Origin of the sequence: Paraburkholderia sacchari, from assembly GCF_000785435.2 — a bacterium.
In the GTDB taxonomy this organism is placed as follows: domain Bacteria; phylum Pseudomonadota; class Gammaproteobacteria; order Burkholderiales; family Burkholderiaceae; genus Paraburkholderia; species Paraburkholderia sacchari.
Genome location: NZ_JTDB02000007.1, coordinates 80,989 through 94,465, shown reverse-complemented (window position 1 = coordinate 94,465; position 13,477 = coordinate 80,989). Strand labels below are relative to the sequence as shown.

General features: G+C 64.9%; 9 protein-coding genes. 3 read left to right on the top strand and 6 right to left on the bottom strand.

Features of this window, described 5'->3' with window-relative positions:
* Positions 1 to 2: 2 nt before the first annotated feature.
* The 3 genes from napA to napE are packed head-to-tail and all read right to left on the bottom strand — an operon-like array spanning position 3 to position 2,996.
* Positions 3 to 2,486, bottom strand: coding sequence for a periplasmic nitrate reductase subunit alpha (napA, locus tag NH14_RS22645; RefSeq protein ID WP_035525874.1), 2,484 nt, complete (start codon positions 2,484 to 2,486; stop codon positions 3 to 5).
* 12 nt (positions 2,487 to 2,498) lie between these two features.
* The gene (locus NH14_RS22640) at positions 2,499 to 2,795 is read right to left on the bottom strand and encodes a chaperone NapD (RefSeq protein ID WP_052148018.1); all 297 of its coding nucleotides are present in this window, start codon (positions 2,793 to 2,795) and stop codon (positions 2,499 to 2,501) included.
* A 45-nt stretch (positions 2,796 to 2,840) separates the two neighbouring features.
* Positions 2,841 to 2,996 (bottom strand): periplasmic nitrate reductase, NapE protein, encoded by a 156-nt coding sequence (gene napE, locus NH14_RS22635; RefSeq protein ID WP_035525870.1) that lies wholly within the window; start codon positions 2,994 to 2,996, stop codon positions 2,841 to 2,843.
* A gap of 825 nt (positions 2,997 to 3,821) precedes the next feature.
* On the opposite strand from napE, the gene NH14_RS22630 reads away from it, so the two are divergent.
* Genes NH14_RS22630 through NH14_RS22620 form a run of 3 tightly spaced genes read left to right on the top strand, consistent with a single transcriptional unit; the run spans position 3,822 to position 11,687 of the window.
* Complete coding sequence (locus NH14_RS22630; protein WP_035525868.1) at positions 3,822 to 5,225, top strand: MdtA/MuxA family multidrug efflux RND transporter periplasmic adaptor subunit; 1,404 nt, start codon at positions 3,822 to 3,824, stop codon at positions 5,223 to 5,225.
* Between the two features lie 5 nt (positions 5,226 to 5,230).
* Positions 5,231 to 8,362, top strand: coding sequence for an MdtB/MuxB family multidrug efflux RND transporter permease subunit (locus NH14_RS22625; RefSeq protein WP_035525866.1), 3,132 nt, complete (start codon positions 5,231 to 5,233; stop codon positions 8,360 to 8,362).
* Positions 8,363 to 8,366: 4 nt separating this feature from the next.
* On the top strand, positions 8,367 to 11,687 hold the full coding sequence (locus NH14_RS22620) for an efflux RND transporter permease subunit (RefSeq protein WP_035525864.1): 3,321 nt from the start codon (positions 8,367 to 8,369) through the stop codon (positions 11,685 to 11,687).
* A 72-nt stretch (positions 11,688 to 11,759) separates the two neighbouring features.
* Here the strand turns inward: NH14_RS22620 and bamE are convergent, their stop codons facing one another.
* Genes bamE through NH14_RS22605 form a run of 3 tightly spaced genes read right to left on the bottom strand, consistent with a single transcriptional unit; the run spans position 11,760 to position 13,353 of the window.
* Positions 11,760 to 12,314 (bottom strand): outer membrane protein assembly factor BamE domain-containing protein, encoded by a 555-nt coding sequence (bamE, locus tag NH14_RS22615; RefSeq protein ID WP_152617129.1) that lies wholly within the window; start codon positions 12,312 to 12,314, stop codon positions 11,760 to 11,762.
* Between the two features lie 50 nt (positions 12,315 to 12,364).
* A complete protein-coding gene (locus NH14_RS22610; protein WP_052148017.1) occupies positions 12,365 to 12,793 on the bottom strand; it encodes a hypothetical protein in 429 nt (142 codons plus the stop codon).
* Positions 12,790 to 13,353, bottom strand: coding sequence for a peroxiredoxin (locus tag NH14_RS22605; protein ID WP_035525862.1), 564 nt, complete (start codon positions 13,351 to 13,353; stop codon positions 12,790 to 12,792). The genes NH14_RS22610 and NH14_RS22605 overlap by 4 nt, the downstream gene beginning before the upstream one ends.
* Positions 13,354 to 13,477 lie beyond the last annotated feature (124 nt).

The following is a 13,477-nucleotide window of genomic DNA, read 5'->3' as shown; positions in this document are numbered from 1 at the left end:
GTTTAGACCCTGACAATCTTGACCGCGCACTTCTTGAAGTCGGTCTGCAGAGAGATCGGATCGGTGGCGTCGAGCGTGACCTTGTTGATCAACTGGCTCGAGTCGAACCACGGAACGAACACGAGTCCGCGCGGCGGCCGGTCGCGCCCGCGCGTTTCGATGCGCGTGAGAATGTAGCCCCGTCTCGACATCACCTTGACCTCGGTGCCGCGGCGCACGCCCATGGCCTTCGCATCGTCCGGATGCATGAAGCACACCGCATTGGGAAACGCGCGATAAAGCTCCGGCACCCGCCGCGTCATCGATCCCGAATGCCAGTGCTCGAGCACGCGCCCGGTGACCAGCCAGAACGGAAACTCCTTGTCCGGCGACTCGGCGGCCGGTTCGTACGGCAGCGCGAAAATCACGGCGCGGCCATCGGGATTGCCGTAGAACTGCCAACCGGTTCCGGCCTTGACATAGGGATCCGTGCCTTCCTTGTAGCGCCAGCGCGTTTCCTTGCCGTTGACCACTGGCCAACGCAGACCGCGCGCCTTGTGATAGTCGTCGAACGGCGCGAGATCGTGGCCGTGGCCGCGGCCGAAACTCGCATATTCCTCGAACAGCCCCTTCTGGATATAGAAGCCGAACGCTTTGGCCTCGTCGTTGCGGTAGCCGGCATCGGCGTCCTTGAGCGGGAACTTGTCGACCTGCCCATTGCGGTAGAGGACGTCGTAAAGCGTCTTGCCTTTATATTCGGGCTTCTTCGCCAGCAGGTCGGCAGGCCAGACTTCCTCGACCTTGAAGCGCTTCGAGAACTCCACGAGTTGCCACAAGTCTGAGCGCGCTTCGCCCGGCGGCGCCACCAGCTGATGCCAGAACTGCGTGCGCCGCTCGGCGTTGCCGTACGCCCCCTCCTTCTCTACCCACATGGCGCTCGGCAGGATCAGGTCCGCAGCCACGGCCGTGACGGTGGGATACACGTCGGAGACCACCACGAAGTTCGCGGGGTTGCGATAGCCCGGCAATCCCTCCTCGTTGATGTTCGCGCCGGCCTGCATGTTGTTGTTGACCTGCACCCAGTACGCGTTGAGCTTGCCATCGCGCAACATGCGGTTCTGCAGCACCGCGTGATAGCCAGGCTTTTCGGGAATCGTGCCCGCAGGCAACGCCCAGATGCCCTCCGCCTTTTCCCGATGCTTCGGGTTGGTCACGACCATGTCCGCCGGCAGACGATGCGAGAACGTGCCCACTTCGCGCGCCGTGCCGCACGCGGACGGCTGCCCCGTGAGCGAAAACGGGCTATTGCCGGGGGTCGAGATTTTGCCGGTCAGCAGATGCAGGTTGTAGACCATGTTGTTGGCCCATACCCCGCGCGTATGCTGGTTGAAACCCATGGTCCAGAACGACACGACCTTGATGTTGGGATCGGCGTAAAGCTGCGCGAGCTGGTCGAGCTTCGCCTTCGACACGCCCGAAATTTTGGTCACGTAGGCAGCGTCGTACTTCGAGACGAACTTCGCGAACTCGTCGTAGGTGATGGGCTTGGCCCCGCCCGGGTCCTTGGCATTCTGCGCGGCTTTCTGCAGCGGATGGTCGGGGCGCAGTCCGTAGCCGATATCGGCGTTGCCTTGCTTGAACACCGTGTATTTGTCGACGAAGTCGCGATTGACCTTGCCGTTCTTGATGATGTAGTTCGCGATGTAGTTGAGCACCGCGAGATCGCCCTGCGGCGTGAACACGATCGTTTCGTCAGCGAGCTCGCACGAGCGGTGCTCGAAGGTCGACAGCACCACCACCCTGGTCTTCGGCGCGCTGAGGCGACGCGACGTCACCCGGGTCCACAGCACCGGATGCATCTCGGCCATGTTCGACCCCCACAGCACGAACGCGTCGGTCTGCTCGATATCGTCGTAGCAGCCCATCGGCTCGTCCATCCCGAACGTGCGCATGAATCCCTGGACCGCGGAGGCCATGCAGTGCCGCGCATTCGGGTCGAGGTTATTGCTGCGAAAGCCGGCCTTCATCAGCTTGACCGCCGCATACCCTTCCCACACCGTCCACTGGCCGGAGCCGAACATGCCCACCGCCGTGGGCCCCTTGTCCTTGAGCACGCGCTTCCACTGCGCGGCCATCTCATCGAAGGCCCGATCCCAGGAGACCGGTGCGAACTCGCCATTCTTGTCGTACTTGCCGTCCTTCATGCGCAGCAGCGGTGTCGTGAGCCGATCCTGCCCGTACATGATCTTCGAGAGGAAATAGCCCTTCACGCAGTTCAGGCCGCGGTTGACCTCCGCCTGCGGATCGGCCAGCGTGGCGACCACCTTGTCGTTCTTTACGCCGACCTGCACGCCACAACCGGTGCCGCAGAAGCGGCAAGGCGCCTTGGACCATTTGAGATCGTCGTCCGCCGCCAGCACAGCGCCGCCTGGCAGGGTGACGCCCGCAGCCGCGGCGGCCGCTGAAGCCGCGGTTTGTTTGATGAATTCGCGACGGGTCAGCTTCATCGACAAACTCCCCTATTCCGGCGATTCGATGTTCTCGTGATGCTGATAGACGAGCGCGGAGGCATGGACCCCCGGCAAGGCATTGATTGCACTGAGCTGCTCTTCGATCGCCCGCGAGTGCGCGCCCTCGAGCGTGACGACCATGCGGCCGTCCGGCGTCGCGGCGTGAACCTGCGCGCCGGGCAGCATGCCGAGGGTTTGGGAGATGCTCTCGCACCGATCGCTTTGGGCGTATATCACGACCCCCGCTACATGAAACTCGTGGGATGTGGCCTTATCGCAGGTTGCATTTTGAGTTTCAACGGACATGGCAGTGCCGCCCTCAGGATGATATTCGCTATGGATAACTAAAAATTAGTGTGGCGGGCCGCCGATCAGCAACTGGTAAAACCACACCGCGAATCCGTATGCGGCAATGAGCGCTACCGTGAGCACGGGGACCATAACGACGGTCAGGAACAGGAAGCTGCGCAGTTCCTCTGATTTTCGCACCGGGTCGATATCGCTCATTCGGAATGACCTCTTGGATTCGCTTACGCGAACTATTCAAAAGATGTACGAGCAGCGGATATATTCTTGTTAAACAATTACAAGATAGTCAAGAATAAATTTGATTTTCTGATTGGTTTGATAACGATTCGAGAGAGCGGGCGCGAACAAACCTCTGGGCGCAAAAAAAAAGCGCCACGTGCGAACGTGACGCTTTGAAAAGTTCTAGCCATTCCGAGGGCCGTGCTAGAACCTGAGAGACGGTAATCGACCGCTGGCCGGGCCGACGCATTTATGCAAAATGCATACTCCGAGATACTTAAAAACCCCGCAACGGTGGCGGGGTTCTCGGCATGATTCGGCGTCTTGGAGGCCACGTCGAAAGTGCGTTAGATTTTTTATCCAGACGGTGACTAAGTCAAGCAAAATCTCGCCAGAATGCGTGAACAGTCAAACATTTGCCTTCAATTCCCCGCTTACCTGTTATAACCCTTATTTTCGCCCCCCAATTCGCCGACCGCCTCTCATAACGCCCGGGCAAGCTGTAACCACCGTAATGCACCGAAAGATACCGCGCTGGACTGTAACGGAGCCAGCAACGTAGCATCATGCTTTTTGGCTGCATCGGTCTGCCATCAAGGCGCCGGGGGTGAAAAACGGCCCAGCGGCCCATCGGCTTGCTTCCCGACAAGCACCTGACATCGACCTTGCCCGCGTCTCGCGTAGCATCGCGTCATGCGTAACCCATGCGCGATCCAAGCACGCCCCATGCACGACCGAGGGCGCGCGCCCGACCAATCCGCTCAACCGACACGCACGTCACCGATTTTGTTACCGACCTGACCGATGGATAAAGAAGAACAGCGCCCGGATTCCCCTCGTCGAGACACCCCGCCCTCCCCTGCCGCCCCGGGCGGCCCGGCGCCGCGCAAGCGCCGCGGCAAGCTGATCGCGTTCGCCATCGTGCTGGTCGTCGCCGCCATCGGGTTGCTGCGCTGGCAGCCCTGGAACAAGAACCCGAATGGCGCGGCCGGCCCCGCTGCCGCAAGCGGCGCGCGCACGCGCCACGGCGGTCCCGGTGCGATGGCGAACCAGCCGCAGCCGGTCAGCGTGGCAACCGCGAAGTCCGGCGACATGCCCATCGTCATCACGGCGCTCGGCACGGTCACGCCGCTGGCCGCCGTCACGGTGCGCACGCAACTTTCCGGCACACTGCAAAGCGTGAACTTCGAGGAAGGCCAGATGGTGAAGAAGGGCGACGTGCTCGCGCAGATCGACCCGCGCCCCTATCAGATCTCGCTCGCCAATGCCGAAGGCCAGCTCGCGCGCGATCAGGCGCTGCTCGCCACCGCGCGCCTCGACCTCAAGCGCTACCGGACGCTGCTCGCCCAGGACTCGATCGCGAGCCAGCAGGTCGACACGCAGAGCTCGCTCGTGAAGCAGTACGAGGGCACGGTCAAGTCGGATCAGGCCAACATCGACACCTACAAGCTCGATCTCGCGTACGCGCGCATTACCGCGCCGGTTTCCGGGCGCGTGGGCCTGCGCCAGGTCGATCCGGGCAACTACGTGACGCCCGGCGACACCAACGGCATCGTCGTGCTCACGCAGTTGCAGCCGATCAGCGTGATCTTCACAACCTCCGAAGACAATCTGCCGCCCGTCCTCAAGCAGTTGCGCGCGGGCACGAAGATGTCGGTCTCGGCCTACGACCGCAGCAACACCACGCTGCTCGAAAACGGCTTCCTGCAAACCCTCGACAACCAGATCGACACCACCACCGGCACCGTGAAGCTGCGCGCGAGCTTCGCCAACAGCGATGGCTCGCTGTTCCCGAATCAGTTCGTCAATGCGCGGCTACTCGTCGACACGATTCATAACGCGGTGATCGTGCCCACCTCCGCTGTGCTCAATGGCTCGCAAGGTACGTATGTCTATGTGGTGAAGCCCGACAACACCGTCACGGTGCGGCTCGTGAAGGTCGGCCCGGTGGACGGCGAGCGCACCAGCATCGCCTCCGGCCTCGCCGCCGGCGAGCGTATCGTGACCGACGGCTCGGACCGCCTGCGCGAAGGCTCGAAGATCGCTATCCCCGCCGCGCGGCCCAGGCACGCATCGGGGGCTTCAGGAGCCTTGGGCGCTTCGCGCGCCATGAGCGGCGGCGCATCGTGGGCCGCCGCGGCATCGGGCGCGGCATCAGGTGCACACCGCGGCCATCGGTCCAAGACCCCTGAAGCATCGGGCCAGTAAGCCGCATGAATCCATCCCGCGCCTTTATTCTGCGTCCGGTCGGCACGGCGCTGCTGATGGCGGCGATCATGCTGGTCGGCCTCGTCGCGCTGCGTTTCCTGCCGCTTTCCGCCCTGCCCACGGTCGATTACCCGACCATCCAGGTGCAGACCTTCTATCCGGGCGCGAGCCCCGAAGTGATGACCTCCTCGGTCACCGCGCCGCTCGAGCGCCAGTTCGGCCAGATGCCGTCGCTCAACCAGATGTCGTCGCGAAGCTCGGCGGGCTCCTCGGTCATCACGCTGCAGTTCAGCCTCGACCTCCCGCTCGACGTCGCCGAGCAGGAGGTGCAGGCGGCCATCAACGCCGCGGGCAACCTGCTGCCCTCGGACCTGCCCGCGCCGCCGATCTACGCCAAGGTCAACCCCGCCGACGCGCCGATCCTCACGCTCGCGATCACCTCGAAGACGCTGCCGCTCACGCAAGTCCAGGACCTCGCCGACACGCGCCTCGCGCAAAAGATCTCGCAGGTCGCGGGCGTGGGCCTCGTGAGCGTCACGGGCGGCCAGCGCCCGGCCGTGCGCATCCAGGCGAATCCGCGCGCGCTCGCGGCCTACGGCCTGAATCTCGACGACCTGCGCACGAGCATCTCGAACCTGAACGTCAACACGCCCAAGGGCGGCTTCGACGGCCCCACGCGCGCGTACACGATCGACGCGAACGACCAGTTGACCGACGCCGAAGCCTATAAAGAAGCCGTGATCGCCTACCGTAACGGCCGCCCGGTGATGCTCACCGATGTCGCGAACATCGTGCAGGGCGCCGAGAACACCAAGCTCGGCGCGTGGGTGGACAGCACGCCCGCGATCATCCTGAACGTGCAGCGCCAGCCGGGCGCCAACGTGATCCAGGTGGTGGACAGCGTCAAGAAGATCCTGCCGCAGCTGCAGGAAGCGCTGCCCGCCTCGCTCGACGTGCAGATCGTCACCGACCGCACCACCACGATCCGCGCCTCGGTGCGCGACGTGCAGTTCGAACTGCTGATGTCGGTGGTGCTGGTGGTGCTGGTGATGTACCTGTTCCTCGCCAACATCTACGCGACCATCATTCCTAGCCTTTCGGTGCCGCTCTCGCTGATCGGCACGCTCGCGGTCATGTACCTGTGCGGCTTCTCGCTCGACAACCTTTCGCTGATGGCGCTCACCATCGCGACCGGCTTCGTGGTGGACGACGCCATCGTCATGATCGAGAACATCGCGCGCTACGTGGAGGACGGCGAATCGCCGCTCGAAGCCGCGCTCAAGGGCTCGAAGCAGATCGGCTTCACCATCATCTCGCTCACGGTTTCGCTGATCGCCGTGCTGATTCCGCTGCTTTTCATGGGCGATGTCGTAGGCCGGCTCTTTCACGAATTCGCGATCACGCTCGCCGTGACCATCGTGATCTCGGCCGTGGTCTCGCTCACGCTCGTGCCGATGATGTGCGCGAAGATGCTGCGCCACACGCCGCCGCCCGAGAGCCATCGCTTCGAAGCGCGCATGCACGCGTTCTTCGAGCATGTGATCGCGCGCTACGGCGTCGCGCTCGAATGGGTGCTCGCGCGCCAGCGCCTCACGATGCTCGTGTTCTTCGCTACGCTCGTGCTCACCGGCATCCTCTACGTGGTGGTGCCCAAGGGCTTCTTCCCCGTGCAGGACACTGGCGTGATCCAGGCGATCACACAGGCGCCGCAGGCGGTCTCGTACGCGTCGATGGCCGAGCGCCAGCAGGCGCTCGCCGCGGAGATCCTCAAGAACGAGAACGTGGAGAGCCTCACGTCGTTCATCGGCGTGGACGGCACCAACATCACGCTCAACAGCGGGCGCATGCTCATCAACCTGAAGCCACGCGACGACCGCAGCGAAACGGCGAGCCAGATCATCCGCGACCTCCAGCAGTCGGTCTCGCACATCACGGGCGCGTCGCTCTACATGCAGCCGGTGCAGGACCTCACGATCGATTCGACCGTGAGCCCGACGCAGTACCAGTTCATGCTCACGACGCCCAACATCCAGGACTTCGCCACCTGGGTGCCGAAGCTCGTGCACCGGCTGGCGCAACTGCCCGAACTCGCCGACGTCGCGACCGACCTGCAGGACCAGGGCCAGTCGGTGTTCATCGAGATCGACCGCGCCAGTGCCGCGCGCTACGGCATCACGCCGGCAACCGTCGACAACGCGCTCTACGACGCCTACGGCCAGCGCATCATCTCGACGATCTTCACGCAGTCGAACCAGTACCGCGTGATTCTCGAAGCCGATCCCGTGATGCAGCACTACACGGATTCGCTGAACTCGATCTACCTGCCTTCCTCGACCTCGACCACGGGCCAGGTGCCGCTGTCGGCCATCGCGAAGTTCCACGAGCGGCCCGCGCCGCTGCTGGTCTCGCACCTCTCGCAGTTCCCGGCCACCACCATCTCGTTCAACCTCGCGCCCGGCGCGTCGCTGGGCGCGGCGGTCAAGGCGATCCAGCAGGCCGAGCAGGAGATCGGCCTGCCGCGCTCGTTCCAGACGCGCTTCCAGGGCGCGGCGCTCGCGTTTCAGGCCTCGCTCTCGAACGAGCTGTTCCTGATCTTCGCGGCCATCGTGACGATGTATATCGTGCTGGGCGTGCTCTACGAGAGCTTCGTGCACCCGATCACGATTCTCTCGACGCTGCCGTCCGCGGGCATCGGCGCGCTGCTCGCGCTGATCATGACCGGGCACGATCTCGACATCATCGGCATCATCGGCATCGTGCTGTTGATCGGCATCGTGAAGAAGAACGCGATTATGATGATCGACTTCGCGCTCGACGCCGAGCGCAACGAAGGCAAGCCGCCGCGCGAAGCGATCTATCAGGCCTGCCTGCTGCGCTTCCGGCCGATCATGATGACCACGCTGGCCGCGCTGTTGGGCGCGCTGCCGCTGATGCTCGGCACCGGCGCGGGCTCGGAGCTGCGCCGACCGCTCGGCATCGCCATCGCGGGCGGGCTGATCGTGAGCCAGGCGCTCACGCTCTTCACCACGCCCGTGATCTACCTGGCGTTCGACCGGCTCGCAACGCGCATGCGCCAGCGCTTCGGCGGCGGCTCCCATCGCACTCCGCCCGCGCCTTCGTCCCCGCCGGAGCACTGACGCGATGAATCTCTCGCGCCCGTTCATCAACCGCCCCGTCGCCACCACGCTGCTCGCGCTCGGCATCGCGCTCGCGGGCCTCTTCGCGTTCGCGAAGCTGCCCGTCGCGCCCTTGCCGCAAGTGGACTTCCCCACCATCTCCGTGCAGGCTTCGCTGCCGGGCGCGAGCCCGGAGACCGTGGCCACCAGCGTGGCGAGCCCGCTGGAGCGGCACCTGGGATCGATCGCCGACGTCTCCGAGATGACCTCGCAGAGCTCGGTGGGCAGCACGCGCATCACGCTGCAATTCGGCCTGAACCGCGACATCGACGGCGCCGCGCGCGACGTGCAGGCCGCCATCAACGCCGCGCGCGCCGACCTGCCCTCGAGTCTCCGGCAGAATCCGACCTATCACAAGGTCAACCCCGCCGACGCGCCGATCCTGATCCTCGCGCTCACCTCGCCCACGCTCAGCGCGGGCCAGCTCTACGACTCGGCGGCCACGGTGCTGCAACAGTCGCTCTCGCAGGTGGACGGCGTGGGCGAAGTCGATGTGAGCGGCTCGGCCAACCCGGCCGTGCGTGTGGAGCTGGAGCCGCACGCGCTCTTTCACTACGGCATCGGCCTCGAAGACGTGCGCGCGGCGCTCGCCTCGGCCAATGCGAACAGCCCGAAGGGCGACATCGAGTTCGGCCCCAAGCGCTACCAGCTCTACACCAACGACCAGGCGAGCAAGGCGAGCCAGTACAAGGACCTCGTGATCGCCTACCGCAACGGCGCGGGCGTGAAGCTCTCGGATGTGGGCGAAGTGGTCGATTCGGTCGAGGACCTGCGCAACCTCGGCCTCGCCAACGGCAAGCGCTCGGTGCTCGTGATCCTCTACCGCCAGCCCGGCGCGAACATCATCGAGACCGTGGACCGCGTGGTCGCGATGCTGCCGCAACTGAAGGCCTCGCTGCCCGCCGACGTCGAGGTGATTCCCGCCTCGGACCGCTCGGTCACGATCCGCGCCTCGCTCAAGGACACCGAGCACACGCTCATGATCGCGGTGGCGCTCGTGGTGATGGTGGTGTTCCTGTTCCTGCGCAACTGGCGCGCGACGCTGATCCCGAGCGTGGCGGTACCGATCTCGATCATCGGCACCTTCGCGGCCATGTACCTGATGGGCTTCTCGCTCGACAACCTCTCGCTGATGGCGCTCACCATCGCGACCGGCTTCGTAGTGGACGACGCCATCGTCGTGCTGGAAAACATCTCGCGCCACCTCGAGAACGGCGTGCCGCGCAGGCGCGCCGCGCTGCTCGGCGCGCGCGAAGTGGGCTTCACGGTGCTCTCGATCAGCGTCTCGCTGGTGGCCGTGTTCCTGCCCATCCTGCTGATGGGCGGCATCGTCGGGCGCCTCTTTCGCGAGTTCGCGCTCACGCTCTCGCTCGCGATCGGCGTGTCGCTCGTGGTCTCGCTCACGCTCACGCCGATGATGTGCTCGCGCCTGCTCGAACAGCCGCAGGAGAAGAAAAAAGAAGGCCGCTTCGGCCAGTGGCTGGAGCGCGGCTTCACGCGCCTGCATCGCGGCTACGAGCACACGCTCGGCTGGGCGCTCGCGCATCCGCGCCTGATTCTCATGACGCTCGTGGCCACCATCGCGCTGAACGTCGTGCTCTATGTGTATATCGCCAAGGGCTTCTTCCCGCAGCAGGACACGGGCCGCCTCGTGGGCGGCATCCAGGCCGACCAGTCGACCTCGTTCCAGGCGATGAAGGTGAAGTTCGCGGAGATGATGAAGATCGTCGGCGAGAATCCAGCCGTCGATCAGGTGGTGGGCTTCACGGGCGGGCGCGCAACCAATTCGGGCTTCATGTTCGTCTCGCTCAAGCCCAAGAGCGAGCGCAAACTGTCGGCCGATCAGGTGATCGCACAGTTGCGCGAGCCGCTCTCGCACGTGGCGGGCGCGCGCACCTTCCTGCAGAGCGTGCAGGACATCCGCGTAGGCGGGCGGCAGTCGAACGCGCAGTATCAGTTCACGCTGCTCGCCGACAACACTGCCGACCTCTACAAGTGGGCGCCGAAGCTCACCGAGGCGCTGCAGGCGCGCCCCGAACTCGCCGACGTGAATTCGGACCAGCAGCAAGGCGGCCTCGAATCGATGATCACGATCGACCGCGCGAGCGCCGCGCGCCTGAACATCAAGCCCTCGCAGATCGACAATACGCTCTACGACGCCTTCGGCCAGCGCCAGGTCTCGACCATCTACAACCCGCTCAACCAGTACCACGTGGTGATGGAAGTCGCGCCGAAGTACTGGCAAAGCCCGGACATGCTCAACCAGATCTGGGTGAGCACCTCGGGCGGCAGCGCGAGCGGCGCTCAGAGCACCAACGCAACGGCGGGCACGGTCACGGGACCGGCCACGTCAAGAGCATCGACAGGCGGCACGGGCGCAAAATCAGGCACAAGCTCGGCCTCGAGCGCTGCGGCCATCGCCGCCGACTCCGCGCGCAATCTCGCGATCAACTCGATCGCGGCGAGCGGCAAGTCGAGCGCCTCCTCGGGCGCGGCTGTCTCCACCGCGAAGGAAACGATGATCCCGCTCTCGGCGATCGCCTCGTTCGGGCTGGGCACGACGCCGCTCTCGGTGAATCACCAGAGCCAGTTCGTGGCCTCGACGATCTCGTTCAACCTGCCGCCGGGCAAGTCGCTCTCGGACGCCACCCAGGCCATCTACGACACGATGGCGCAGATCGGCATGCCGCAAACCATCCACGGCAGCTTCCAGGGCACGGCACAGGCGTTCCAGCAGTCGCTGAACAACCAGCCGCTGCTGATTCTGGCGGCGCTCGCGGCGGTGTATATCGTGCTGGGCATTCTCTACGAGAGCTATATCCACCCGCTCACGATTCTCTCGACGCTGCCATCGGCGGGCGTGGGCGCGCTGCTCGCGCTGCTGCTGTTCAAGACCGAGTTCAGCATCATCGCGCTGATCGGCGTGATCCTGCTGATCGGCATCGTGAAGAAGAACGCGATCATGATGGTGGACTTCGCGATCGATGCATCGCGCCAGGGCCTGAGTTCGCGCGACGCGATCTATCAGGCCTGCCTGTTGCGCTTCAGGCCGATCATGATGACGACCTGCGCCGCGCTGCTGGGCGCGCTGCCGCTCGCGTTCGGGCGCGGCGAAGGCGCGGAGCTGCGCGCGCCGCTCGGCATCTCGATCGTGGGCGGGCTGATCGTGAGCCAGGCGCTTACGCTCTATACGACGCCGGTGGTGTATCTGTATATGGACCGCCTGCGCGTGTGGTGGGATGCGAAGCGCGGGCGTGTGGAGCCGCCGCCGAGGGTGCTGGAGTGAAAGGCGACTGAAGGCTGGATGTGCGTCGGCGGCTGCTCTGCTCCTGGGATTCAGCCGTCAACGCGCACCGCTTCAATGCTGCTCATGCCCCGGCGCATCCGAGCGCGAAGTGCGGACCACGAGCCCATCGGGCGAAAAATGCGCGTTGAACATGCCATCCCCGGCCACGCCGCCTTCGGCCCAGTGCCAGCTCCACACTTCCTCGTGGCTCAGCGCGTATTTCGCGATCGTGGCGGGCTTGCCGAGCAGGCGGCGCACCTCGTCCTGCGTCATGCCGGGCACGACCTGAGCGATATTGCCCGCCGTGAGCGCCTGGGTCATCGCGACCAGCTTGCCGTCAGCGTCGAAGTCGAGCATCCATGTGGTCAGGCCGTTCGGGCCGCGCGGATATTCGAGGCGCTGCGCGCCGTCGTCGTCCTCCCACACCATCTCCGGCTTGCCCGCCTGACGCCGCACGTCCTCGACCGTCGAGACGCCGATTTTCAGGCCGCCGAACGCCATGGAATCCGGTTTGACGGCGTTCACGGCATCGGCGACTTTCTGCTGGTCGCAGGCGGTCAAGAACGTGGCACTCGTGGCCGCGAGCGCAAGTGCTGCACAAAAGCTGCGAAAAATGCGGTGAAGCATGAGCAATTCCGATGAGTTCAGACAAGCAGCGTTCGACCCCGCGCCGCGTTTCAAAGTTTCTGCGCAATCGCCAGCGTAAAAATACGCGCCCAGCGCTTCGCCTCGCGCTCGCTCGGCATCGGCAGCGACCAGAGCAGCGGGCCCGCGTCGGCCACGCGGAGCTGGACCTGCCAGCCGCTTGCGTCGCGCGCGGGCTGAGCGCCTTGCAGATCAGCGAAGATGTATGCGCCGCGCGTCTCGCCGAGCTTGATTTCGCACAGCCGCTTGCCGGCCGCGAGCCGCACATCGCCCCACGCGCCCGCGACGCGATGAGTCCAGTCGCCCTCGCCGCGCAGGGAAAGAAGGAAACCTGCAAGATACCAGCGCGCACCAAGCACGGTCCTGGCGCGATGGCCCGGGTTTGCCGCAAGGCAAGCCCAGACGCGCGGCCGGCGGCGCGCGGCACAGGACGTGCTACGCGCCGCCAGCATGGCGATCATTGTTGCGGATGCTGCGCCGCCCATTCCTTCACGGCGCGCAACGTGTTCTCCACGTGCTTGTCGGGCGAGAGGCTCGTGTATTCGTAAATGATCTTGCCGTCCGGCGCGATCACGTAGGAAACCCGGTTGGCCATGGCTTCGTGCATCGGCATCGACGCGTCGTAGGACTTGATGATCTTCGAATCCTCGTCGGCGGCAACCGGGAACTTGCTGCGGCACTCGCTCACCGAGAACTTCGTGAGCGTGTCGATGTTGTCGTGCGAAACGCCAATCACGGTCGCGCCGTACTGCTTGTACTGGTCGACGGCTTCGGCAAAATCATGCGCCTCGATCGTGCAGCCCTTGGTGAACGCCGCCGGGTAGAAGTACAGCACCACCGGCCCCTTCTTGAGTTCGCTGGCCAGCGAGTAGTTATAGGTCTTGCCGCCCAGCGACGCCTGCGTCGTGAAGTCGGGCGCTGAGTCGCCCGGCTTGAGCGTCGCCTGCGCGCTCAGCGTAAAGAATGCGAGTCCGGCGCACACGAGCGCCGCGGCCCCCGCCGCGAAATACCTCGGTTTCATGTCGGATGTCCTCTTATGACTGCGAATGCGTCGCCGGTTGCCGGGCCAGCGCGGCAGCCCGGACACGGGCGGCGCTGCATGGCGAAATGGTCTGCGGTGCGCCGGCCTCGGTCGGCCGCGTCCA